This window comes from Millisia brevis NBRC 105863, assembly GCF_001552615.1.
Classification (GTDB): Bacteria; Actinomycetota; Actinomycetes; order Mycobacteriales; family Mycobacteriaceae; genus Millisia; species Millisia brevis.
Map to the genome: position 1 here is coordinate 276,812 of NZ_BCRN01000001.1, position 23,682 is coordinate 300,493.

At 67.0% G+C, this 23,682-nt stretch carries 20 protein-coding genes and 1 pseudogene; 5 read left to right on the forward strand and 16 right to left on the reverse strand.

Annotated elements, in window-relative coordinates; all coding sequences use genetic code 11:
* Positions 1–363 precede the first annotated feature (363 nt).
* From MB1_RS01260 to MB1_RS01280, 5 genes and pseudogenes are all read right to left on the reverse strand, one after another.
* Positions 364–2,691, reverse strand: a pseudogene (locus MB1_RS01260) (FHA domain-containing protein).
* Positions 2,692–2,785: 94 nt separating this feature from the next.
* Positions 2,786–3,088, reverse strand: coding sequence for a type II toxin-antitoxin system RelE family toxin (locus MB1_RS01265; protein WP_281189692.1), 303 nt, complete (start codon positions 3,086–3,088; stop codon positions 2,786–2,788).
* Entirely contained in the window at positions 3,085–3,372 is a 288-nt protein-coding gene (locus tag MB1_RS01270; RefSeq protein ID WP_245649971.1) for a type II toxin-antitoxin system Phd/YefM family antitoxin, read from the reverse strand. The genes MB1_RS01265 and MB1_RS01270 overlap by 4 nt, the downstream gene beginning before the upstream one ends.
* A gap of 102 nt (positions 3,373–3,474) precedes the next feature.
* Positions 3,475–4,116: an LGFP repeat-containing protein gene (locus MB1_RS01275; protein ID WP_066902882.1), complete on the reverse strand. Its 642-nt coding sequence runs from the start codon at positions 4,114–4,116 to the stop codon at positions 3,475–3,477.
* Between the two features lie 210 nt (positions 4,117–4,326).
* Entirely contained in the window at positions 4,327–7,113 is a 2,787-nt protein-coding gene (locus MB1_RS01280) for a LuxR C-terminal-related transcriptional regulator (RefSeq protein ID WP_066903447.1), read from the reverse strand.
* 255 nt (positions 7,114–7,368) lie between these two features.
* Between MB1_RS01280 and MB1_RS01285 the strand changes: the two genes are divergently transcribed.
* The 3 genes from MB1_RS01285 (at position 7,369) to MB1_RS01295 (ending at position 10,434) form a co-directional block, all read left to right on the forward strand.
* A complete protein-coding gene (locus MB1_RS01285; RefSeq protein WP_157083843.1) occupies positions 7,369–7,677 on the forward strand; it encodes a hypothetical protein in 309 nt (102 codons plus the stop codon).
* A gap of 170 nt (positions 7,678–7,847) precedes the next feature.
* A complete protein-coding gene (locus MB1_RS01290; protein ID WP_066903449.1) occupies positions 7,848–9,098 on the forward strand; it encodes a lipase family protein in 1,251 nt (416 codons plus the stop codon).
* A 91-nt stretch (positions 9,099–9,189) separates the two neighbouring features.
* Positions 9,190–10,434: an alpha/beta hydrolase family protein gene (locus MB1_RS01295; RefSeq protein WP_066902886.1), complete on the forward strand. Its 1,245-nt coding sequence runs from the start codon at positions 9,190–9,192 to the stop codon at positions 10,432–10,434.
* A gap of 79 nt (positions 10,435–10,513) precedes the next feature.
* Here the strand turns inward: MB1_RS01295 and MB1_RS01300 are convergent, their stop codons facing one another.
* The 11 genes from MB1_RS01300 to MB1_RS26255 all read right to left on the reverse strand — a co-directional run bounded on the left by MB1_RS01300 (position 10,514) and on the right by MB1_RS26255 (position 21,216).
* Complete coding sequence (locus tag MB1_RS01300) at positions 10,514–11,779, reverse strand: Nramp family divalent metal transporter (protein ID WP_066902888.1); 1,266 nt, start codon at positions 11,777–11,779, stop codon at positions 10,514–10,516.
* A 199-nt stretch (positions 11,780–11,978) separates the two neighbouring features.
* Positions 11,979–12,974, reverse strand: a complete 996-nt coding sequence (locus MB1_RS26745) for a TIGR04222 domain-containing membrane protein (protein WP_066902890.1) — start codon at positions 12,972–12,974, stop codon at positions 11,979–11,981.
* Between the two features lie 82 nt (positions 12,975–13,056).
* Positions 13,057–13,890, reverse strand: a complete 834-nt coding sequence (locus MB1_RS01310) for an amino acid ABC transporter ATP-binding protein (protein ID WP_084350588.1) — start codon at positions 13,888–13,890, stop codon at positions 13,057–13,059.
* Positions 13,887–15,347 (reverse strand): ABC transporter permease subunit, encoded by a 1,461-nt coding sequence (locus tag MB1_RS24815; protein WP_084350590.1) that lies wholly within the window; start codon positions 15,345–15,347, stop codon positions 13,887–13,889. The genes MB1_RS01310 and MB1_RS24815 overlap by 4 nt, the downstream gene beginning before the upstream one ends.
* Before the next feature lie 131 nt (positions 15,348–15,478).
* Positions 15,479–15,682, reverse strand: a complete 204-nt coding sequence (locus MB1_RS01325; protein WP_157083844.1) for a hypothetical protein — start codon at positions 15,680–15,682, stop codon at positions 15,479–15,481.
* Between the two features lie 77 nt (positions 15,683–15,759).
* Positions 15,760–16,413: a LysM peptidoglycan-binding domain-containing protein gene (locus tag MB1_RS01330; protein ID WP_066902893.1), complete on the reverse strand. Its 654-nt coding sequence runs from the start codon at positions 16,411–16,413 to the stop codon at positions 15,760–15,762.
* Between the two features lie 200 nt (positions 16,414–16,613).
* A complete protein-coding gene (locus tag MB1_RS01335; protein ID WP_157083845.1) occupies positions 16,614–16,841 on the reverse strand; it encodes a hypothetical protein in 228 nt (75 codons plus the stop codon).
* Positions 16,842–16,887: 46 nt separating this feature from the next.
* The gene (locus MB1_RS01340) at positions 16,888–18,111 is read right to left on the reverse strand and encodes an ABC transporter ATP-binding protein (RefSeq protein ID WP_066902897.1); all 1,224 of its coding nucleotides are present in this window, start codon (positions 18,109–18,111) and stop codon (positions 16,888–16,890) included.
* A 6-nt stretch (positions 18,112–18,117) separates the two neighbouring features.
* On the reverse strand, positions 18,118–18,972 hold the full coding sequence (locus MB1_RS01345) for a carbohydrate ABC transporter permease (RefSeq protein ID WP_066902899.1): 855 nt from the start codon (positions 18,970–18,972) through the stop codon (positions 18,118–18,120).
* A gap of 4 nt (positions 18,973–18,976) precedes the next feature.
* Positions 18,977–19,918 (reverse strand): carbohydrate ABC transporter permease, encoded by a 942-nt coding sequence (locus tag MB1_RS01350; RefSeq protein ID WP_066902901.1) that lies wholly within the window; start codon positions 19,916–19,918, stop codon positions 18,977–18,979.
* Positions 19,915–21,216: an extracellular solute-binding protein gene (locus MB1_RS26255; protein WP_084350592.1), complete on the reverse strand. Its 1,302-nt coding sequence runs from the start codon at positions 21,214–21,216 to the stop codon at positions 19,915–19,917. Before MB1_RS26255 ends, MB1_RS01350 begins: the two co-directional genes overlap by 4 nt.
* A 360-nt stretch (positions 21,217–21,576) precedes the next feature.
* Between MB1_RS26255 and MB1_RS01360 the strand changes: the two genes are divergently transcribed.
* Both MB1_RS01360 and MB1_RS01365 read left to right on the forward strand, forming a co-directional pair.
* On the forward strand, positions 21,577–22,023 hold the full coding sequence (locus tag MB1_RS01360; protein ID WP_066902904.1) for a MarR family winged helix-turn-helix transcriptional regulator: 447 nt from the start codon (positions 21,577–21,579) through the stop codon (positions 22,021–22,023).
* Between the two features lie 4 nt (positions 22,024–22,027).
* Positions 22,028–23,605 (forward strand): DHA2 family efflux MFS transporter permease subunit, encoded by a 1,578-nt coding sequence (locus tag MB1_RS01365; protein ID WP_066902906.1) that lies wholly within the window; start codon positions 22,028–22,030, stop codon positions 23,603–23,605.
* Positions 23,606–23,682 lie beyond the last annotated feature (77 nt).

Below are 23,682 nucleotides of genomic sequence, written 5' to 3' on the forward strand. Positions count from 1 at the left end.
GGACAGATCTGCTGAAAAGATTAGGCGCGGTAGCCAAAGCCAGAGCGACGCCAAGGGTTGCCAGAAAGGGGACCGCCAATACAGGAAATCCAGTCACACGTTCGAAACCTTTTCCCAAATTAGACATCCAATCGGACTCCTCGGTCAGCAGATCACACCAGCTAACGGTCACCAGGCGCCCTTGATAGTTCGGGTATGCCTAGGATTCGGGCATAGCCCCGATGCACTCAAGGCTGTGCTGCACCTGAGATCACGATGCTAGGCAAAATGAGGCTTCCGTAAAAGACATAAATATGGGTGTCACCAAAGAGCACCCCAGTCGGTGCCCATCAATCCGGCGATAACGTTCAGGTTAGCGTTTGGTCAGCGGCCCTTCTTCACGGTCAACCGCCAGTAGGTATAGCCGAGCACGACCACCGCGAAGAGGGACAGCATCGCGTAGTCGAGCATCAGGTTCGACGCCGTCGGCTCCCACAGGTATTCGTCGTCGATCGACGGGGTGCCGGGCGATACGGTCGGCAGATCGGCGCTGACCGCCGCTGCCGCGAAGCCCCAGCGGGCCGGGAAGAGCCAGGAGAACTGCTCCAGGAAGAGCCGTCCGGCCAGCGGGAACTGGCCGCCGCAGAACACCAACTGCACCATGATGACGATCACCAGCGGCGGCATCGTCTGCTCGGTCGAGCCGACCGTCGCCGAGATCGCCAATCCGATGATCGCGCTGACACAGGCGAGGAAGGCGATCGAACAGAACAGCTCCAACCAGCCGGGCAGCAGCACCCCGTTGCTCGGCAATCCGCGACTGGCGTAGGTGATGCCCACCATGATCGCCGTCTGGACGATCGCGGCGAATCCGAAGACCACCACCTTCGCGCCCAGATAGGACCCCGGTCGCAGTCCGACCGCGCGTTCACGCTCGTAGATGGGGCGTTCGCCCACCAGATCCCGCACGGTCAGCGCGGTGCCCATGAACGCCGCCCCGACGACGAGGACCACCAGGATCTGCACCGTTTCGAGCAGGTTCGCCGGGCTGTTGGGGTCGAACCCGGACGAGCCGGGGATCACCAACGACAACATGCCCAGGATCACCGGCATCAGTACCAGGAACACCAGATAGGCGGTATCGGCCAGGATCAACCGCACCTGGCGGCGGGCAATCGTGCCCATCTGTCGCAGGAAACCGGTCTGCGACGCCCGCACCGGCGGACCCGACCGGCCGACCGGAGGCGGCGGCTGCGCAGTGCCGTGCAGGGAGCGGTACCGCTGGTGCGCGGCGTCGGGTTGGTCGGCGACGAAGGCGAAGATCTCGGCCCAGTCGGTCGACCCCATCTCGGCGCCCACATCGGACGGCGGCCCGCAGAACGCCGTGCGTCCACCGGGCGCGAGCAGCAGCACCTGGTCGCACATGTCCATATAGGTCAGCGAGTGGGTGACGACGATGACCACGCGCCCGGCGTCCGCGAGGCGGCGCAGGGTGCTCATCACCTGCCGGTCGAGCGCCGGGTCCAGGCCGGAGGTCGGCTCGTCGAGGATCAGCAGCGACGGCCCGGTCAGCAGTTCCATCGCCACCGAGGCGCGCTTGCGCTGGCCGCCGGAGAGCCGGTCGACGACGGTGTCGAGGTGCTCGAGCAGTTGGAGTTCGCCGAGCACACCTTCGATGACGCGGTCGCGGTCGGCGGCGGTCATATCCGGCGGCAAGCGCAACTCGGCGGCGTACCGCAGGGCCTGACGCAGCGTCAGTCGGCGGTGCAGGACGTCGTCCTGGGGGACCATTCCGATGCGGGTGCGCAGCGCCTCGTACTCGGCGTGCACCCCCTGCCCCTGGAAGGTGACATAGCCGGCGCTGGGGTTGACCAGTCCGGCAACCACTTTCGAGACGGTCGACTTGCCGGCTCCCGACGGGCCGATCACCGCGGTCAGGGTGCCGGGTGCGGCGGAGAAGTCGATCCCGTCGAGGAGACGTTTACCGTCGATGTCGAGGCCGATCCCGCGGGCGTGCAGGCCGTCCGCGACGATCGCGGCGGGCGCCCCGGGCACCAATTGTCCGGCGGTGACGGTGAAGTCGCTGTTGCCGATCGTGACGACACTGCCCTCGGGCAGCAGTTCGCGTCCGATGCGCCGGCCGTTGACGAAGGTGCCGTTCGCGCTGCCGAGGTCCTCGATCATCAGTCCGGACGGGCCGGGGGTGATGCGGGCGTGCATGCGGGAGGCTAGGACGTCGTGCACCACGATGTCGCAGCCGGGATCGCGACCGACGGTGCGGACCCCGGACAGCGAAACCGGTTGTGGTGCATTCGGAATGCCGGAGGAGGGCAGTTGGTCGAGCGCTGCCATGTTGTACTGCAGCGACTGCATATGCGGGGCGTTCCACATCTCCGGGGACACCGGGCCCGGCAGCGACGGCGCCCCACCGAGCGGCGCGGCGTCCGGCCACAGGTCGAGGACCGGACCGTCGATCGCGTGGCCGATCACCACCTGCAGCGGACCGGTAACCGGGTACTCGACCATCCGTTGCCCCGCGACGTAGAAGCCGTTGGTGCTGTTCGCATCGACGACCGTCCAACCCCCCGGCCGCCATTCGATCGCCAGATGATTGCGCTAGACCAGGGGATGGTCGAGCACGATGTCGTTGTCGGGGGCCCGCCCCAACGTCACGCGCGGTGTCGCACCGAAGACGCGGTCGTACCCGCTCATCGTCACCCGCAGGGCGGTGGCTACCTGACCGTATGGCACGCGTCGACTCTAGTGAGAGCCTCCTCCGGGCCCTGCGCCGGAACCGGACACCCGACTACCGATACACGTCCCGACGATGGGCGACGTCGACGACGGTGACCGTCCGGCCTTCCTCGTCGATGCGGTAGATCACCCGATATGTACCGCGACGTGCACTGTGCCGGTCGTCGAGCGGGGGTCGCAGACGCTTACCCACGCGTTGCGGATTCTCGAGCAGCGGACCGACCACGAATTCGTATGCCGCGAACGCCACCGCCTGCGGTAGGTGCGTCGTCAGCTGACGACGGGCGGTCGGAGCGATCACCAACGTATAGCGATCCGATTCCGACGTCGGCTCGGCGGCCGACTCGAAGGTCACGCCGAATGCCTGCGTCGCTCACTCATTGCACGGGCCAGATCGGCTTCCGATTCCCCTTCGCCGCGGGCGAGTTCGGCATCGGATGCAGCCAGTCGGCGCAATGTATTCGGGTCGGACAGAACCGCTATCGACTCCTCCAGCGCCGCCAGATCCTCGGTGGCGATCAGCACGGCAGAAGGCTGGCCGTGAACGGTGACGGTGACCCGCTCGTGTTGCGAGTTCACCCGACCCACCAATTCCGACAGCCGCGCCTTCACCGCGGCCAGCGACAATACCGTGTCCATGGTCATAAGTATGACCATATCGACTCCGGCTGTCGATGCCTCCGGGCCTCGGGATGCGGTACCCACCGCATCCCGAGGACGACCGCCGGTTGGTGATGCCGGTCAGTTGGTGATGACGTTGGGGACGTAGTTGCCCTCGGTGCCGGTCCAGGTGATAGCACCGTTCTGGAAGGTCGCCTGCCAACAGTCGGGCAGGGTGGTCTCGCCGGCGATCGGGAAGCCGAGCGCGCCGGTCGGGCCACCGTTCTCCCGGTAGATCCGCTCGAGGTCGCCCTGCACGCTGAAGGTGCCGAACGACGAGGTGTAGATCGAGCCGCCCGAGAACGGGGTGACCGAGCCGTCGCCGACCGGCTCGGTCGGCCCCTCGACCGTGCCGAGGGCGCCGGTCGCGCCGCCGTTCTGTTCGTACAACTGCGAGGCGGCGGTGCTGATCGCCGCGGTGCTGCCGTCGGCCAGGGTCACCTCGACGGTGTCACCCGAGATCGCAGACTCGGCCGCCTCCGACGCGCCCGAGGCTGCGGACTGGGCCGCATCCGCTGCTTCCGTTGCCGCCGCTGCGGCGGACTGCTGGGCCTCCGAAGCCGCCGACTGGGCGGATTCCATGGCCGACGACGCGAGGGCGGCGGCCGACTCGGTGGCCTCCGTGATCGCATCGTTGGTGCTGTTCCCGCATGCTGCCGACGCGAGAATTCCTGCCGCCGCAACCGCCGCAAAAGCCCTGCGTGCCAGGGTGAATCGGTTCATGAACGTCCTAACTATCCGAGAGTCGCCCCGCCGAGACGACGGGAATTGTCGTCCGTTCGGTGCACTGACGGGCCAGAGGCTAACACCCGAGTTGACCCAAGAGTCCCGATTGCCGCAACGCCCCATGGGGACCGCTCGAGCACCCACCCGCGACCGCTGCCGCACCGTTGGGGGAGCCGCAGCCACCCCTGCCACCGCGGCGCCGGTGGGTCAGAAGGTGGCCGATTGTGTCCCCGGCACAACGGGACTCGCGTCCGCGTGTTTGCGCGCCACCGCGAGCGCGGCGAGCTCGACGCGCGTGCGCAGGTCGAGTTTGGTCAGGGCGTTCGAGACGTGGGTTTGTACCGTCCGCTGCGAGATGTAGAGACGCTGGGCGATCTCGGCGCCGTTGAGCCCGGAGGCGACCAACTCGGCGACGGTGACCTCGGTGCGGGTCAGACTGTTCCATCCGCTGCGCGGTCGTTCCCGCGCCGACCGGGCGTCGAGCCGCAGGCCGAGGGCGCGCAACCGGGAGGTGACGCGAGCCGACAGCGTCGGGGCGTCCATCTGTGCGGTGAGCAGCAGCGCGTGTCGCGCGTATTCCCTGGCTGCGGCCTTGTCACCGGTGCCGGCCGCTGCGCAGGCGGCCTCCTCCCAGCCCTGAACCTCGACGATCGCGTCGCCCAGGTCGTGCGCCGCGCGGGCGCAGGCGACAGCGGCGGAGATCACGGCCGCGGTATCTCCCGTTGCGAGCGCACCGGCAAGGGCGATCGGCCCGACCCGCGCCGGCGGCACCGGCTCGGGGATGTCGGCAAGCCCGGCCACGACGCGCTCCAGCAGCGCCCGATCGTCCGCCCGCTGCGCGATGCGCGCGCAATCGACGGCCAACGATGGCAGCCAGCCGTAGAGGCCCATCTCGACCGCGGCGGACCAACATCGCCCGGCGACCGCCACGGCCGGCCGCAGCTTGCGCTGCGCTTCCAGCAGCAACATCTGTGCCTGTTCGGGCACCGGCAGGCCGAATTGATTGGGCAATCCGGAAGCCGCGAAGGTATCCAACCGGGTGGCGGCCGCCGAGAATTCGCCACGCAGGATATCGACCATCGCCCGCGCTCCCTGCGCCAACGACGTCCAGCCCATCCCCGCGGCCGCCGCTCGTTCGAGACCGACGTCGAGCGAGGCGGCGGCGTCGTCGAGCCGGCCGCGGCCCAGAGCGATGCCGCCGCGAGTGAAGTCGTGATACGCGGTCATCCACGCGGCGCCACGATCGGTGCGCAACCGGATCGCATGGTCGAGCAGCGCATCGGCGGCGGCGGGCCCGTGCACGTAGTGCTCGATGAACGGCGGCCAGAGATCCGCCGAGGTGCTCAGTTCCGGTGCGCTGTCCTGCCGTTCGGTCGCCCCCTCCCGCCGGGACGCCTCGAGGGTCAGTTCCAGACCACCCTCTCCGTCACCGGCGAGGAATCGACGCAACCCCTCGGTGACCAGGTCGGCGACCGTCCCCGGCGCCGGGTAGGTATGGGGGGTCGTCGGTACCGGTCCCGCTCCACCGAGGATGCCGACGTACCGCTGGATGCCGACCAGGGCGGCGCGGGTGGTGGCATCGACCGGCATCCGCAGTGTCGCGGCCGTCAGCTCGAGCACGCGCGTGGATTTGCCCTGCGCGATCAGGGTGAACAGCAGGATGCGATAGAGCTGCGCGATCGTCGCCAGGTCCCCGGCCTTCGCGAGGCCCTGCTCGGCGACCTCGGCGGATCGATCGAACTGACCGGAACGCGCCAGCGCGGTGGCCAGGTCGAGTTCCAGGGTTCGGATCGGGGATTCGACGATCGACCGCTGATGTGCGGCCGCGTCGAGGAGGTCGACGGCCACCGCGGGTACGTGCGCCAACTCGTGGTGGGCGCGGGTGATCGCGCTGACCGCGGCGGCATTGTCCGAGCCGGCCGCCAGCACGTGGTGGGCCACCAGTTGGCGGTTGCCCGCGGCGTCGTGATGTCGGGCGATCGCGGTGTGCAGCACGGACCGCAGGGCGGGGGCGAGTCCGTCGTAGGCGACATCGGCGTAGACGTCGTGGGTGAAGGTCATTGTGCCGCCGGAGGAAACGGCGACGACGCCGGCGTCGACGGTCGTCTGCGCGACGCCGACCAAAGCGGAGGCCGAGGTACCGTCCAATGCGGCGATCTCGTCGAGGGTCGCCGGGCCGCCCCAGACGGCGAGCGTGTGCACCAGCGCCCGCGATCGGTCGTCGAGGAGCGCGAGTTGCTCGCGGATCACCGCATGCAGGCTTGTCGATGGCTCCGCCTCGCCCACCGATGCGATCGTGACCCGGGCGCCGAGGCCATCGGCGTCGCCGTCCGCCCGAGTGGTCAACTCTCCGCGGGCCCGAAGATCGTCGAGCAGGGCGAGCGCGTGCATCGGGTTTCCGCCGGACCGCCTCAACCGATCGATCAGGCGCCCGTCGGGCCGGGCACCCACCACCTCGTCGACAAGTACCTCGAGGTCGGCGTCGTCCATGACGGGCAACTGCCATTCCCGCACCGACCGGCGGGCGATCAACCGGTTGAGCATCTCCCGGGTGGGCAGGTGTCTGCGGGCCAGCAGGATCACCAGGGGCAGGTCGTCGGTGGCCGCAGCGAGCGCCCCGAGAACTTCGAGGCTGCCGGAGTCGGCGTGGTGGACGTCATCGATCACCAACAGTTGAGGCTCGCTCGCGCACAGGGAATCGACAGCGGCTTCCAGTTCGACGGCAAAGCCCGCGGGAATCGGCACGGGAATCGGGATATCGAGCAGGGTCGCGATCACCGCATAGGGCTGGCGCCACGACAACTCGTCCGCGGTCACCCGCCGCGTGGCGATATCGAGGTCGCCCACCAAACGATCGATGGTGTGCGTCTTTCCGCTGCCCGGCCCGGCGGTGATCACCAACGTGCGTGGACCGGCCCGATCGATGGCGAGCCGCAGGGCCGCCGCCAACTCCGCCGTTACTGCTCGTCGGCTACCCGAAACCGACGCGTGCATGTCCGAAGAATAGGTGACGGCCGACTCCGTCGCACGGCCCACGGTGATCGTTGGCAGCAAATCCTACGTCTCGACACGGATGTTCAGCCGTTCGCAAGCGACAAGAATAAGGGTGCAGCAGAAAATGATTCGCGAGACCAGGTTCGAAACTGTTCGAATCTGCCGATGATGGTGATGGATTCGGGCGGTTTTCGGACCGTACGTCGGTTTCGTCTCGCGGACACCGTACGTCGCTTGGGAGAAACGGAGTCCCGGATGAACAAGACGATGATGCGCGCCGCGTCGATCGTCGCCCTGACCGTCGCCGGCGTCCTGGGTACCGCGGGCACCGCCGCCGCCGATCACGTCGACATCCCGAAGCCGAGCGGGCCGCCGTGGACCGCTTCGTCCGATGGTCTGACCTACTGCTTCGAGGGCTACTGCGACAACTGGGACAAGCTGTCGAACTACGTCTGCACCACCGCCGGGCCGACCGCACCGATCTGCGAGACCCTCATGGTCGGCGTTCGCCTCCTTCCGCCGCTGCCCATCGGTAATCTTGTTCCGCACCACATCATTTCCTGATGCGTCGCGCCGACCGGGTGCATCCCTCCCGGGCGGCGACACCATTTTCATCCGATGATGGATACCGTCACTCTCCGGGAGTGGCTGTGTCCGAGTGAGGTTCGAGAGCCATGTTCGGTGCGTTCGCGGTGCGGTACAACGACCGCCGGTGGCGTCGCGCGGTCTGCGCGATGGCGGCGATATCCCTGCTGTGGGCCGGTTCGGTCACCGCGGCCCCTCCCGCGGCCTCCCAACCCTCCGCTCCGACCCTGCCGACGCCGTCGACCGACCCGTTCTACAGCTATGCCGAATCCCTCGAGGGTGTCGCCGCGGGAACGGTGCTGCGGACCCGCCCGGTGCCCTACGGCTACAACAACCTGACCGCACCGATTCGCAGCACCCAGGTGCTCTACCGGACCACCGATCAGCGAGGTCTGCCCACCACCACGGTGGCCACCGTCCTGCTGCCGCCGGCGGCCGGGCCGACGAAGCTGATCTCCTACCACATGGCCTACGACGCACTCGGTTCCGAATGCGACCCGTCGTATACCCTCACCGGTACCGGCGGTCACAGCCAGACCGGCACCTTCGAACAGGCCGTGATCACCGGCTACCTCGCCGCCGGCTATACCGTCGTCGTCCCGAACTACGAGGGTGCAGGGCAGCAGTGGACGATCGGGCGGCAGTCGGGCTATGCCGCCCTCGACGGTATCCGTGCCGCCGAGGCCCTATTGGGGCTGCCCGCGTCGACGCCGGTGGGAATGGCCGGTTACTCGGGCGGATCGGTGCCCACGCAGTGGGGCGCGGAAGTCGCCCCCACCTACGCCCCGGAGCTGAACATCGTCGGTGCCGCGGCCGGCGGACTGCCCGTCCACCTGGCCCACAACCTGCCCTATGTCAGCGGGTCGCAGAGTTGGGCGGGCGTGATACCGGCCCTGATCGTCGCGTACCAGCGCGCCTACGGCCTCGACACCGCGGCGTTCCTGTCCCCCACCGGAGTCCGGATCACCTACGAGGTCGCCGGGTTGTGCATCAACAACTTTGCCTCGAAGTTCCCCGGTCTGACCGACAGCGAGATGGTCGCCCCGCCGTATACCTCGCTGTTGGAGGTGCCGAGCGTCGTGGCGGCAATCAACGACAACATCATGGGCTCGACCGGCACACCGCGAGTACCGATGCTGCTGGCCGTCGGGGACGTCGACGGAATCGGTGACGGCGTCATGGTCACCGCCGATGTCGAAGGGCTCGCGAGGGATTACTGCGATCGCGGTGTCCCGGTCACCTACGCGCAATTCGACCGACTGTCACACGCGGAGGCGTTCATTCCCTTCCAGGGGCAGACGTCCGCATTCTTCGCCGACCGCTTCGGCGCCGCACCGCCGACCGGCAACTGCGCGCTGGTGGGTCCCGGCAACAGCCTCGTGCCCTTCCCTACCCCCTGATCCGACCCGCCGGAACCTTCTCGACCCGCGGCGTCCCCTCGCGGCCGGTTTCCCCACGGCCGATGCTCGTCACCACGAACGGAGTACCCCCATGCCCGAATTACCGCTCTTCTCGCCACGCCCGCACCGCGCCTTCAGCGCCGGTTTCTATGCCGGCGCGGACTTCGACTACTCGGTGCGCGGCGTCCTCGGCGACGTGCCCTACGGCGGCGCCGACGTCGGGGAGGTCCTCGCGACGATCGACGGCGTCGCCAACGCCGATCACGAGCACTGGTTTCAGGCGTGGCACGACACCGGCAGCCGACTGCGCGCCCTGGCCGATGCCGAGGCGGAAGCAGGCAACACCCTCTCCGCCTCGCAGGCCTACCTGCGGGCGGCGACCTACTTCGCCGTGGCCGTCAACTCGGTGAGCGGCCTGAAGTCCGACGAACTGCTGGTGCCGACGTTTCGGCTGCACCGCTCGAGTTGGGAGCGGTATATCGACACCACCGATCGCATCGTCGAGCAGGTTGCCATCCCCTACGAGGGGGATACCTTGCCCGGCTACTTCTTCCGGCCCACCCCCGACTCCGCCGTGCGGCCGACACTGGTGATGGTCAACGGCAGCGACGGCGCGATCAGCGGGATGCTCGGCTCCGGTGGTGCCGCAGCGTTGGCCCGCGGCTACAACGTTCTGATCTTCGACGGTCCCGGTCAGCAGTCGATGCTCTTCGAACGCGGTGTCGGGTTTCGTCCCGACTGGGAAGCGGTGCTGACCCCCGTCGTCGATTGGGTGCTTCGACGCGACGACGTCGATGCCGATCGGTTGGCGCTCTACGGTCTCAGCCAGGGCGGTTTCTGGATCTCCCGGGCCCTCGCCCACGAGCATCGCTTCGCCGCGGCGATCGCCGACCCGGGCGTGACCGATATCGCCGCCTCCTGGACGGCGAACATTCCGAGCAGCCTGGCGAAGCTCTTCCGGGCCGGCAAGAAGGAAGCCTTCGACCGGGATATGGGGTTGGGGATGAAGCTCTCCCCGGCCACCGCGCGCACCTGGCGTTTCCGGGCCCGCCCCTATCGGCAGGACAGCTACTTCGACACGCTCACCGAGGTGCACCGGTACACGCTGACCGACGATGACGCCGCCCGGATCACCACCCCGCTGTGGATCGCGGATCCGCAGGACGAGCAGTTCTGGCCGGGCCAGTCCAAGGACCTGGCGGACCGGGTCGGCGGGCCCGCCGAGTTGGTGGAGTTCACCGCCGCCGAGGGCGCGAACTTCCACTGCCAACCGCTGGCCCGACTGCTGACCGACCAGCGCATGTTCGGTTGGTTGGACGCCACCCTGCGCGGCTGAACGGGTCGATATCGCCTGCCGAAGAACAGTTTTCAACTGATCGGGAGTTCGCGCTGCGTGATCTTCGGCGCGCCGGTGCCTATCCGAAGGCGTTGGTGATAGCCCGGGTCAGTTCGGTGATCGCCAACCAGGCAAAGGCGGCGGCGCACAGCACCAGCAGCGTGTTCGTCAGCCACCCGTTGCGCCATTCGCGCGGCACCCGATCGGTATTGAGCAACCACAGCAGGGTAACCGACAGGAACGGCATGAAGAACGATCCGAGCACACCGTAGGCGAGGATCAGCCACACCGGTTGACCGAGGAACAACATGATCATCGGCGGGAACGTCAGCCACAGGATGTATCCGCGGTAGTACAGGCCGCCGGCCCTGCGCTGCGGGGCATCCTTGGGCATCTTCCGCAGCGTTCCGATCGCATCCGCGAACATCAGGGAAACACCGTTCCACACCCCGATGAGCGAGGACATCGCCGCCGCCCAGAAGCCGACCAGGAAAACCGTTCCGGCCCAACCCCCGTAGCGATCCTGCAGGACCTCCGACAGATCGAGCAGTCCGCGGTCCCCGGTGGATACGGCGATCTGCGCGGAGTACAACAACTCGGCGCCGACGATCAGCGTCGCGGCTACGAAGACTCCGGTGACGATATAGGCCACCGCATTGTCGATCCGCATCGACCTCATGAATGCGGGAGTGGTCCAGCCTTTTTCGGTGATCCAGTAGCCGTAGGCGGCCAGTGTGATCGTGCCGCCGACTCCGCCGGCCAAGGCGAGGACGTAGACCGTGCCGCCTTCGGGCACCCACGGCCGCAGGCCACGGCCGATCTCGAGCAGGTTGGGGACGGTCAGGATCGCCGCGCCGACCATCGTCACGAACATGACGCCGACGAAGAAGGCACAAATCTTCTCGAAGGCACCGTATTTGCCCATCCACACCAGGGCGAGTCCGATGATGCCGGACATGATGCCCCAGGCGGCGACCGGCAGGAACGGAAAGAGCGAATGCAGCGGTAGTCCGGTGCCGGCCATCGCGGCGGCGCCGTAGACGAATCCCCAGATGATGATGTAGGGAATGAAATAGATGTGGGTCCATCTCCCGAGGCTCGACCATCCCTCGAAGATCGACTTGCCGCTGGCGAGTGTGAAGCGCCCCGCCCCTTCCACCAAAACAACTTTCATGATGCAGCCGATGACCACGCACCAGAACAGCCCGTACGCGTACCGGCTGCCCGCGATGAGGGTGGCCACCAGATCGATCGCACCGACACCGGTCGCGGCGACGATCAGGCCGGGGCCGATGATCGACCATCGGCCGGCCTGCGGGGTATCCGATCGGGTTGTCTCGCTCATCGCTGCCCCCGTTCTCGCACCTGCGGCGGGGTCGCCACGATGTGCGAACGCCTAGCAGCCTATTCCGGGACTCCAGTCGAATGTCAGCTTTCGGAATATCGTCCGGTTCGATGACGTGAATACCCTAAAGGACGAAGAGAACCCGGCCAGGTGCCCGCCGCGTCCGGCCCGGGGGCGGGGCTGCTCATTGCCGGCCTACTCACCCACCGCAGCCACCACCACCGCCGCAACCACCGCCACCGCCACCATCGCCCCCTCCGCCGCCGTCACCACCACCGCCGCCACCGCCACTGCCGCCGCAGCTCGCCGCGCCGCAGCTGTCCGAGTCGCCGTCCCACGACAGGTCGCCGCCCACCACGGCGCCACCGCCGTCGCCGGAAGGCGCTGCCACCACACGCAATTCGTTCTCCCAATCGATCATCTCCGGGTAGAGATCCGCCGCCGCCATCGCCCCGAACAAGGCGACTGCCATCGCCGCCGCGGAACTGCCGTATGCCGTCCAGGACGGCCGCCGGCTCGGCTGGAGGTATTCGTGGTCCCGGACGATGCGGTCGAGAGCGGCCCGCCCGACTCGCGTCAGCCGACTCGGGCCGTTGGTCACGGAGGAGAAGGCGCTGTAGGTGATGCCGAAGCAGGCCAGGATCAGTCCCATCACCACGAAGATCTCGAACCCGGTGGTGGGTCCCACCAGCACGATGGCCCGGGCGATCACCACCAATGCGCCGTTGAGCACCAGCAGTAGGAAGACGCGCAGCGGTCCGGGTCGCGCCGACCGCAGATATCCTCGTTCGGCTAGGCCTTCCCGGTGGTGCGCAAGCGTCGGCGCCAACTCCCGGGCCACGTCCCTCGGGCGGATACCGGGCGAGCCGGCAACCGTCCGCAGGATCGCCCGGGAGACCTCGACCGGCAGGTCGAACAAGCCGGGACCGGTCCGATCGGCGGAGGTGACGCGAAACGACCGGCCGTCGGGGACGATCAGCCCGCCGCTGCGCAGGATCGCCAGGGCGACCACGATCGCGCGGGCGTTCGAGCGCAGCAGGGCCACCTCGAACGGGCCGAGCAGCGGGCCGGTCACCCGATCCGGCTCACGGCCCCGCACCATCAGGCCCACAGCGGGAACGACCACGGCGAACAGCAGGTAGACCACGCCGAGCAGGGCGATCCCGGGTGGATATGACGTACTCGATTCGTACACGGCAAACCACCTTTCGTAGGTTTGTCCGTATCAGAGCGCGGCGTGCTGACAATCCGCTGACCGCCCGCTTACCGCCGGGTTGCTACAGCGGCTCGAGCAACCGTCGGAAGAACTGGCGGGCGCGGTCGTGCTGTGGGTCGCCGATCACCTGCTCGGGCGGCCCCTTCTCGAGCACGACACCACCATCGGCGAAGACGACCTGGTTGGCCACCTGCCGAGCGAACCGGATCTCGTGGGTGACGATCACCATCGTCCACCCGGCGGTCGCGAGGTCCCGCAGCACCGCCAGCACCTCGCCCACCAGTTCCGGGTCGAGCGCCGAGGTCGGCTCGTCCAGCAGGATCAGCAGCGGTTCGAGCGCCAGCGCCCGCGCGATTCCCACGCGCTGCTGCTGCCCACCGGACAGCTGATACGGGTACTGGTCGGCCTTCTCGGACAGCCCGACGCTCTCGAGCAATTCCTTCGCCCGCACGATCGCCTGCTCGCGCGGCTTGTGCTGCCCGTAGACCGGGCCCTCGATGATGTTCTGCAGCACCGTCTTGTGTGGAAACAGGTTGTGCGACTGGAAGACCATGCCGCTCTGCGCGCGGTAGCGGCGCAGCGTGTCCTTGGGCACGGGCTGCGAAAAATCCACGGTGACATCACCGATGGTGATCACCCCCGCATCCGGGAGGTCGAGGGCGTTGAGCGCCCGCAGGATCGTGGTCTTGCCGGACCCCGAGGGCCCCAGCAGCGCGGTCACCGTGCCGGCGGGGACGGTGAAGTCGATCCCCTGCAGGACGTGGTTGTCGCCGAAGGACTTCGTCAGGTCGCGCACGACCACCAGGTCGCCCTCGGTGACCGGGGGCGACTCGACCGGCGTCGGAACGTCGGGGATGTCGGAATCGGATCCGGTGCCGGGATTCTCGTCGGTCATTTCGCCACGAACCTATCGAGTCGGCCTTCCACGCGGGTCTGCGCGAAGGACAGGATTTGGCAGACGATGAAGTAGTAGACCGCCGCCGCGCCGTAGAGCGCGAAGAATTCGAAGGTCGGGGCTGCGGCGATCTGCGCGGTGCGCAGCAGTTCGGTCACCAGGATCGTCGACGCGAGCGAGGTGTCCTTCACCAGCGAGATCAACGTATTCGACAGCGGCGGTACGGCGGTGCGCGCGGCCTGCGGCAGGATGATGCGCCGCAGCGTGGTGACGTACCCGAAACCGATCGTCTCGGCGGCCTCCCATTGCCCCTTCGGCACACTCAGGATCGCCGCCCGGATCACCTCCGCCGCATAGCCACCCACGTTGAGGCTGAACGCGATCACCGCCGCCGGGAACGGGTCGATGGTGATGTTCAGCTCGGGGAAGGCGTAGAAGATGATGAACAACTGCACCAGCAGCGGGGTTCCGCGGATCACCGAGACGTAGAAGCGGGCGATCGCCGATACGACGCGGTTGTTCGACAGCCTCGCCAGCGCGACGCCGAGGGCAATCACCAGGCCGATGACGAAGCTGATGATCGTCAGCGGGATCGTCGCGGTGATCGTCGCCTTGGCCATCGGCCACAGGTTGTCCAGGATCAGCCGCCACGCGCTCGGCGCGGTTCCCCCGGCCGCCTCCGCGGTCGGACCGCCGGCGACGTTGGCGTCCAGGTACTTCTGCGAGATCGCCGCCAGGGTGCCGTCGGCCTTCAGGTCGTTGATCGCGCCGTTGATCGCGTCCATCAGGCCGCTGTCCTTGTTGGCGGCGAAGCCCTGTTCGCTCTGCTCCCCGGTCTGCGCGGCGATCTTGACCGACGTATCGCCGGTGCTCGCCAGGTAGGCGTACACCGAGAGGCTGTCGTTGACGGTCGCGTCGACGCGCCCCTGGCCGAGCAGGGTGATCGCCTGGGTGAAGCCTTCGACCGCTTCGACATTGGCGCCGGCATCGCGGGCGACCTGCGCCCAGTTGCTGGTCGCCGACTGGGCGGTGGTCTTGCCGGCGAGATCGTCGAGCGAGGTGATCGAGTCGTCGTCGGCGCGGGTGACGATCACACCTTCGCCGATCGCGTACGGCTCGGACAGGTCGTAGAGGTCCTGCCGCTCCGGGGTGATCGTCACCTGGTTGGCGACGACGTCGAAGCGGTCGGCGCCGAGGGCGGCGAAGATCGAGTCCCACGGTGTTTCGACGAAGACCGGCTGTACGCCGAGCCGCTCGGCCACCGCCTCGGCGACTTCGACGTCGTAGCCGACCAATTCGTTGGTGGCCGGATCGTGGTAGCTGAAGGGCGCGTACGTCCCCTCGGTGCCGATCCGGAGCACACCGTTCTGTTGGATACGGTCGATGCCGGTGGCGTCACTGGAACTGCCGCACGCCCCGAGCGTGATCACCACCAGAAACATGGTGGCGGCGAGCATGACCCATCTGCGCACTGTGCTCCCCCTTCGCGGTTCGTCGCCGAACACACGGCCGATCAGGGGAAGCTAGCACCGGCCGGACCGGAAGACAGGATTTCCGATCAGCGAATTGTGCGGTCCACGAGGGTGGATCAGTCGAGGAAGAAGCGGTACCACTCCAAATCGGACGAACCGGCGCGCGCAGCGATATGCGCCGCCAGGCAACCGAGCTGCGTGGTCGGCCCGTGCTGCGAGCAGGGCCGCAGATCCGGCTGCGCCTGCGCCACCGCCGGTAGACCCGCCCCCACCGCGGCGGCCAGAGTGGTCACCACTGCCAACTGTGCCAACCTGCGCATCGTTGTCCCCTTCGTCCAGCTTGTCCAAAACCGTAGTCGACAATGCCGGCGATGTCCCAACGAGAGGACGGCCCGGGTCAGTCGATGAACTCGAGCGACGGGAAGTCGATCGTGTCGCCGATGGGGATGCGGTGCGGGTTGGAGATCAGATTCGCGCCGGCGACCATATCGACGAGGGTGCGGGTGCGGGCCTGTCCTCCGGTGCCGTAGACGTACTCGGTCAGCTCCGACAGGGTGTCGCCGGCGACGACCTCGTGCCGCAGGTTCAGCCGCGGCACGATCAGCACGGTGCCGGTATCGGGGTCGCCGTCGTCGAGATGGTTGGCGATCGAGATGATCGGCCAGATCGTCGCCCGGCCGTACCAGCGCTGCGCGAGCATCGGCAGCGTCTCCCCGGTGACGACGACGTGACCGGCGACGTTGACCAGGTCGGGAATGAGCAACCACTCACCGACCCGCAGGTCCCGCTGGGCGACGCCGCTCGGGATTTCGAAGATCTCGCTCATGCCGGGGTCGGAGTAGAACGCGCGGGCCAGCCCGCGCTTGGTGTCGCCCTTGCGGACGCGGTGGCGGTAGGTGACGTAGGGGATCAGCAGTTCCTGGCCGACGGTGATGCGGTTCGGATCGACGATGCCGTTGATCGCGGAGATCGCGCGGAAGCGGTGGCCGTCGCCGTAGAAGCGTTCGGCGAGCCCGTAGAGGGTGTCACCCGAACGGATCTGGTACTTCATCACGTCGCCTCCTCGGCCGGGCTGCGCGTTGCAACACGGTGCAGACAGCGTGCGTGGTGCGGGGCCGTTCGATCACGCGTAGTGCACTACTCGAATCGCCGAGGACGGTGTACACCCGACCGCCGTCCGGCCCCGGAAAGCACCTCACCCACCGGGGTCCGGCCGATCGGCACGGTCCCCGGTGGGTGATGTGGGGTGGATCAGATGAAGCCCGGCGGGAGCGGCAGCACGCCGTTGGTCGAGCCCAGGATGAAGAATCCGCCGGCGTGCGGGTAGCACAGCAGCGTTCCGGGCGGGCCGGGGTAGCAGTCCGAGGCCGGGAACGGCGGCGGGAGCTGGATCGGCGCCGGCTGCGCCGACGCGACCCCGGCCGCACCCGCGGTGATCGCCAGCGCTGCCGCCGACGTCAACAGAATCCTACGAATCATGGTGTCCTCCAACGTCGACGTTTCCCGACCCCGCTTCGACGGTACCTCAGGCCTTGGCCGCGTCACCCTGCAAACCGGTGACGGTTCCGGCGTTGGCCTCGTCGAGGGTGAGGTTGCGCCCGCTGGCCGGGTCGAACAGGTGGATCTGTCCGGCGTCGACCCAGAGCTCCGCGTCGTCCCCCTCCGCCACCCGACTGGCGCCGTCGAGATTGATCACCAACTGGGAACGCATCGAGTCGCCATCCAGATCGCGCGCGAGCTGATCGAGCTGATCGGTCACCTCCGGAGGCGCGGTGAACGGGATGTAGGCGTAGGTCTCGTTGCCCAACCACTCGACCTGGTCGACCTTCGCGGTGAAGGTCGAACCGCCGTCGCGCTTCGACGCGTCGACCAGGGTGGCGTCCTCGAAGTGCTCGGGCCGCACACCGGCGATCAATACCCCGCCGCCGTACCCGGAGGAGGCGACCTTGTCCGCCCGATCCGCCGGGATCGTCACCGTGCCGAAGGGCAACTCCAGCTTGTCACCCGAGAGGGTGGCGGGCAGGAAGTTCATCGGCGGCGAACCGATGAAGCCGGCGACGAACAGGTTGCCCGGGTTCTCGTACAGCTCCCGCGGGGTGGCGAGCTGCTGCAGGACGCCGCGCTTGAGCACCGCGACCCGGTGCCCGAGGGTCATCGCCTCGGTCTGGTCGTGGGTGACGTACACGGTGGTCATGCCCATCTTCTTCTGCAGACGGGCGATCTCGGTGCGCATCTGACCGCGCAGCTTGGCGTCGAGGTTCGACAGCGGCTCGTCGAAGAGGAACGCGTCGGCATCGCGGACGATCGCGCGGCCCATCGCGACGCGCTGACGCTGGCCACCGGAGAGGTTGCCGGGCTTGCGGTCGAGGTGCTCGTCGAGCTCGAGGGTCTTGGACGCCTCGCGCACCTTCTTGTCGACCGTCGCGTTGTCGACGCCCTGCAGGCGCAGCGGGAACGCGATGTTCTCGTAGACGGTCAGGTGCGGGTACAGCGCGTAGTTCTGGAAGACCATCGCGAGGTTGCGATCGCGCGGAGCCAGATCGTTCACCCGGCGGTCGCCGATGATCATGTCGCCCGAGGTGATGTCCTCGAGGCCGACGATCATCCGCAACAGCGTCGACTTACCGCAGCCGGACGGACCGACCAGGATCATGAATTCACCATCGGCGACGTCGATGCTGACATCGTTGACAGCCGGGAACCCGTCCCCGTATCGCTTGAAGATATTCCTCATCGAGATAGCGGCCACGAGGTCTCACCCCTTAACTGCGCCGGAGGTCAAGCCGGCGACGATCTTTCGCTGGAACAGCAGAACAATGATGATGATCGGGATCGTCGAGATGACCGCGCCGGCGGCCAGCAGTGACGCCGGACGGTTGAACGGATCGGAACCGACGAAGAACGACAGCGACGCCGGGATCGGTCGCGCGGCCTCGGTGGAGGTCAGCGAGATGCCGAAGACGAAGTCGTTCCAGGCGAAGAAGAACGTCAGGATCGCCGCGGTGAACACTCCGGGTGCGGCGAGCGGGACGATCACCTTGCGGAAGGCCTGCCACGAGGTGGCTCCATCCACCTGGGCCGCCTGCTCCATCTCCCAGGGTATCTCGCGGAAGAACGCCGACAGGGTCCAGATCGCCAGGGGCAGCGTGAAGGACATGTACGGAATGATCAGGCCCGGCCAGGTGTCGTACAGGCCGATCGCTCGCCACATATCGAACAGCGGCCCGACCAGCGAGACCACCGGGAACATCGCCACCGCCAGCGCCGCCGACAACACCAGCTTCTTGCCGCGGAACTCGAGTCGGGCGATGGCATAGGCGGCCAGGGTCGCCAGGATCACCGACAGCAGCGTGGCGATCAGGCTGATGCCGATCGAGTTGAAGATCGCTCGACGGAACTGTTCGTTGTTCCACGCGTCGATGTAGTTCTGCCACCCGGCACCGCCGCCGGCGCTCGGGAAGAAGCCGGGGCTACCGGAGGTCACCGCGGCCTGCGACTTGAACGACAGCGAGATGATCCACGCCACCGGCAGCAGACACCACACCAGGATCAGCGTCACCCCGACGATCATGCCGACGCGATTCAACAGGGCTTTCGTATCAGGAGACATCTCGTCATCCCTCCTGTCGGGCCGAAGCCAGGTCGACACGGAACAGCTTGACGATCAGCCAGGCCACCAGCAGCACCGACAGGAACAACAGGACCGATAGTGCCGATCCGATGCCCAACTGGAATTGCTCGATCGTCTGTCTGTAGGTGAGGAAGGAGATCGACTCGGTCCCCACCGCGCCGTTGGTCATCACGAAGATGTTGTCGAAGATGCGGTAGGCGTCGAGCGCGCGGAAGAGGATCGCGACCATGATCGCGGCACGCATATTCGGCAGGATCACCTTGGTCAGCCGTTGCCACCAGGTGGCGCCGTCGACCTTGGCCGCTTCGACCATGTCCTCGGATACCTGCGCCAGACCCGCCAACAACAGCAGCGACATGAACGGCGTGGTCTTCCAGATTTCGGAGACCATGATCGCAACCATCGCCGGCACGGTCTCGCCGAACCAGTTGAAGGTATCGCTGACGCCCGGCAACCACTGGTTGATGAAGCCGTTGTTCTGGCTGAACGCGAACTGCCAGGCGAAGCCGGAGACGACGGTGATGATGCCGTACGGGATCAGGATCGAGGTACGAATGACGCCGCGGGCGAAGATCACCCGGTGCATGACCATCGCGAAGACGAAACCGATCACCAACTCGATCGCCACGGTGACCACCATGTAGATCACCGTCACCAGGGTGGTCTGCCAGAACAGTGGATCGGTCAGCGCCGTCACATAGTTGGTCAGCCCGACGAACCGCCGACCCTCCGGATCGGTCAGTGAATAGTCGAACAACGACAGGTAGAGCGCCCGCAGCATGGGGAACGCCGTGACGACCAACATGACGATGATCGCCGGCAGAACCAGGTTGCGCCCCAACCGACCTTCCGCCCGGGTCCGGTCACTGACCTCCGGTTTCGGATCGGCGGGCGCCGGCCGTTCGGGGGTGGCTACAGCGTTCACAGCAGAGCCCTTCCTTCGAGCACGTCCCGCAGGAAGTCCGCGGAGCGCTGCGGCGTGGTGTCCGGGTTGACCGAGTTCGGCGGATGCCAACGGGCCTGGACGGCACTGGAAATCATCGAGTAGAAGGCGCTCTTCGGCCGGGGACCGCCCTCGTCGACGCTGGTGCGGAACAGCTCGAGCAGGTCGGCCGGGTAGGCCTCGGTCAACTCCGGAGCCTGATAGGCCGAGGTGGTCGAGGGCATCAGACCTTCGTTGACGGCGAGTTGCGTCTGGGCCTCGCTGTTGGTGACGCATTCCGCGGCGGCCATCGCCTGATCGGGGTACTTGGTGAAAGCGCCGACGCCGACGTCGATTCCGCCGATCGGCGGCTTCGAGGCCGTCCCTGCGTCGGTCTCCGGGTACCGCACCCAGCCCAGATCGTCGAACTGCTCCTGCGTCAGCGAGCCGGCCTCGACGAGCGCCTTGTAGTTGCCATAGACGAAGGTCCAGTTGACCATGAACGTCCCGGCGCCGGACGCGGCGAACATATAGGGCAGCACGGTGCCCTCGTTGGAGACGGACAGATCCGGCTGCGCGGCGTCCGACTGCGCGAGCTTCTGGATGATCTCCGCCGCGCGGCGACCGGCGTCGGAGTCGATGTCGACCGAGGCATCGCGACCGGCCTCGGTATTGCTGACGATGTCGCCGCCGGCGCCCTGGATCAGCGCATTGATCAGCACCACGTAGGCCTCGTACTTGTTGCCCTGGATGCCGACCGTGCCGTTGTTACCGGCGGCGGCGTCGATGATCTGATCCCAGGTCACCGGCGCGGTCGTGTCGAGGCCCGCGGCCTCGGCCAGCGACTTGCGGTACCAGAGCACCTGGGTATTCGCCCACTGCGGCAGCGCGTAGACCGCGTTGTTCCAGACGACCGTGTCGGCCGCGCCGCGCAGGTAGTCACCGTTTTCGTCGGTGATCGCGTCGGCGATATCGGAGGGCACCTCCTTGAGCCAACCGGCGTTGGCGAACTCCGGCACGAAGACCGGGTCGAGGCTCATCAGGTCCGTGGAACTGTCATTGGCGGCCAACCGTCGGGCCAGCTGGGTGCGCTGGTCGGTGGCGCTCGATGGAAGCAACTGAATAGCGATGTTGTAGTCGTCGGTGGAACAGTTTTCTGCGATCTGGGTGAGCGAGTCGACACCGTCGGGGTTGATATACCAGTTCAGCGTGGGTTTTCCCGAATCGCTCGAACATCCCGACAGCAGACCGCCACTCAGAGCGACCGCCGCGAACATCGCGACGGCACGTTGAGCTCTCATTCGACCTCCCAGTGATACCGATCACAGATTTACCACGCCGAGCGCGCCCACTCGTGCGTTTCGGTCGAGCTGTCCGTACCGGTGGTTGGAATCGCAACCGGGCCGAAACGAACAGCCGAGGGCAAAACTACTCGGCGAACGGCGTCGCTTGGTCGGGTTCCATCAGTCAATTCGCCCAATTGCGGTCGCACCGCGTCGCGAGAGGGACGTCTGTCCGTGACCTACCGGACGAACCGGACAGCCCGGGTCTGTGATGGCGAACACAGGAAGGACATTTCACCCCGAACGCCGTCCGTATTGCGCTCTTTGTCGCAATTGTTGCGATTGCACAATAGTTGCGTGAGGGTTAGCGTTTCCCTCGTGAGTACGGATCCGCACACCGCCGCCTTCGAGGCCATGACCGCGGTGTTCAAGCGCATCCATCTGTCGATGGAGTCCACGTCCCTGCAAGTTCTGCAGGACGGTGAACTCAGCATCTCCCGCGCCCGCGCCCTGGTGGGCCTGGGGTGTCAGTCGGAACCGCTCCCGGTCTCCGAAGTCGCCACCCTGGTGGGACTCTCACCGGCCGCCGCCGGACGTCTGGTCGATCGGCTGGTCGTCGACGGGCTGGTCCGTCGCGAGGAATCCCCCACCGACCGTCGCGTCAAACTGGTCGCCCTCACCGACGAGGGCCACGCGGCGGTACTCGATCAGCGCGACGCCAAGGCCCGTGCCGTTCGAAAGATCCTCGACGAGCTCACCACCGATGAGGCCCTGGCACTCGCCTCGGCGCTCCACCCACTCATGCTCTCGGTTCAGGAGAACTGAATAGATGTCCACTCCCTCATCCACCGGCGAAGTCACGCCGGCACAGCAGGAGTACCCCGAGAAGATCGATGCGGCGGTCCTTCTCGTCGCCGGTGTTGTCGTGGTCGGCTCCATCATGTCGATCCTCGACATGACCATCGTCAACGTCGCCCTCCGCACCCTGCAGGCGGACCTGCAGGTCGGGAGTTTCTCGACCGTCGGCTGGACCGTCACCGGCTACACCCTGGCCCTGGCCACCGTTATTCCGCTGACCGGTTGGGCCGCCGACCGATTCGGCACCAAGCGGCTCTACATGCTCGCGATCACGCTGTTCACGCTCGGCTCCGCGTTGTGTGCCAGCGCGGACACGATCGGTGAGCTGATCGCGTTCCGCGTCATCCAGGGCCTCGGCGGCGGCATGATCATGCCGCTGGGCATGACGATCCTGACCCGCGCCGCGGGCCCCAAGCGGATGGGCCGGCTGATGGCCGTCCTCGGTGTCCCGATGCTGCTCGGCCCGATCCTCGGACCGATCATCGGCGGTTTCATCCTGGAGCACTGGAGCTGGCACTGGATCTTCCTGGTCAACGTGCCGGTCGGCGTGATCGCCCTGACCTACGCCTGGTTCGCACTGCCCAAGGACGTCACCCGCAAGGGCGAGAGCTTCGACTTCATCGGCATGCTGCTGCTGTCCCCCGGTCTGGCGACCTTGCTCTACGGTGTCAGCTCGATCGCCGGTGAGCCGGTCGGATTCGGCAAGACCAGCGTCTGGCTGCCGATGCTGATCGGCGTGGTGCTGATCGCGTCCTTCGCCATCTACTCCTTCAAGCCCGCCCACCCGTTGCTCGACCTGCGGCTGCTGAAGAACCGCACCCTGGCGGTCACCGTCATCACGATGGCCTTCTTCTTCATGGCCTTCTTCGGCACGATCGTCCTGCTGCCCACCTACTTCCAGACCGTGCACGGGGCCTCGACGCTCAAGGCCGGTCTGCTGATGGCCCCGCAGGGTCTCGGCGCGATGATCACCATGCCGATCGCCGGCATGCTGATCGAGAAGTTCCCGATCGGCCGGATCGTCCCCTTCGGTCTGCTGTCGGTCTTCGCGGGCATGTTGATGCTCACGCAGATCAGCGACACCACATCGTTCGTCTACACCTCGGGGGCGCTGTTCCTCTGCGGTCTGGGCATGGGCTTCACGATGATGCCGATGATGACCTCCGCGCTGCGGACCCTGCAGAGCCACGAGGTCGCCCGCGGTTCGACGATTATCAACATCAACCAGCAGATCTTCGCCTCGATCGGCGCGGCCGTCATGACCACGATCCTCGCGAACAACTACACGCCGCTGGCCAACCTGGCCCAGCGGATCGGGGAGTACACCGTCACCGGCAAGGACGTGCCGTCCGACCTGCTCGCGCAGGCCGCCACGTACGGGACGAACTTCGCCACCGAGGCCCTGCACGATATGGGCGAGGCGTTCTCGCACACCATCTACATCAGCGCGGCGCTCGTCGCGGTGACCCTGGTCTGCTCGCTGCTCCTGCCGCGCAAGAAGGAGGAGTCGCACTACGCCGACGACGGCGGCATGGTCGTCATGCACTGAGTCACGTCATGCACTGAGTCACCCCAGCCACCACCGCGGCCGGCCGAGCATCCCGCTCGGCCGGCCGTGGTGGTTTT

Coding starts and splice junctions, on each gene's coding strand:
- MB1_RS01325 (WP_157083844.1), bottom strand. CDS start 15,682: ATGCGCAGGTTGGCACAGTTGGCAGTGGTGACCACTCTGGCCGCCGCG.
- MB1_RS01310 (WP_084350588.1), bottom strand. CDS start 13,890: ATGACCGACGAGAATCCCGGCACCGGATCCGATTCCGACATCCCCGAC.
- MB1_RS24815 (WP_084350590.1), bottom strand. CDS start 15,347: ATGCTCGCCGCCACCATGTTTCTGGTGGTGATCACGCTCGGGGCGTGC.
- MB1_RS01290 (WP_066903449.1), top strand. CDS start 7,848: ATGGCGGCGATATCCCTGCTGTGGGCCGGTTCGGTCACCGCGGCCCCT.
- MB1_RS01300 (WP_066902888.1), bottom strand. CDS start 11,779: ATGAGCGAGACAACCCGATCGGATACCCCGCAGGCCGGCCGATGGTCG.
- MB1_RS01345 (WP_066902899.1), bottom strand. CDS start 18,972: ATGTCTCCTGATACGAAAGCCCTGTTGAATCGCGTCGGCATGATCGTC.
- MB1_RS01295 (WP_066902886.1), top strand. CDS start 9,190: ATGCCCGAATTACCGCTCTTCTCGCCACGCCCGCACCGCGCCTTCAGC.
- MB1_RS01365 (WP_066902906.1), top strand. CDS start 22,028: ATGTCCACTCCCTCATCCACCGGCGAAGTCACGCCGGCACAGCAGGAG.
- MB1_RS01285 (WP_157083843.1), top strand. CDS start 7,369: ATGAACAAGACGATGATGCGCGCCGCGTCGATCGTCGCCCTGACCGTC.
- MB1_RS01335 (WP_157083845.1), bottom strand. CDS start 16,841: ATGATTCGTAGGATTCTGTTGACGTCGGCGGCAGCGCTGGCGATCACC.
- MB1_RS01275 (WP_066902882.1), bottom strand. CDS start 4,116: ATGAACCGATTCACCCTGGCACGCAGGGCTTTTGCGGCGGTTGCGGCG.
- MB1_RS01330 (WP_066902893.1), bottom strand. CDS start 16,413: ATGAAGTACCAGATCCGTTCGGGTGACACCCTCTACGGGCTCGCCGAA.
- MB1_RS01280 (WP_066903447.1), bottom strand. CDS start 7,113: ATGCACGCGTCGGTTTCGGGTAGCCGACGAGCAGTAACGGCGGAGTTG.
- MB1_RS26255 (WP_084350592.1), bottom strand. CDS start 21,216: ATGAGAGCTCAACGTGCCGTCGCGATGTTCGCGGCGGTCGCTCTGAGT.
- MB1_RS01270 (WP_245649971.1), bottom strand. CDS start 3,372: ATGGACACGGTATTGTCGCTGGCCGCGGTGAAGGCGCGGCTGTCGGAA.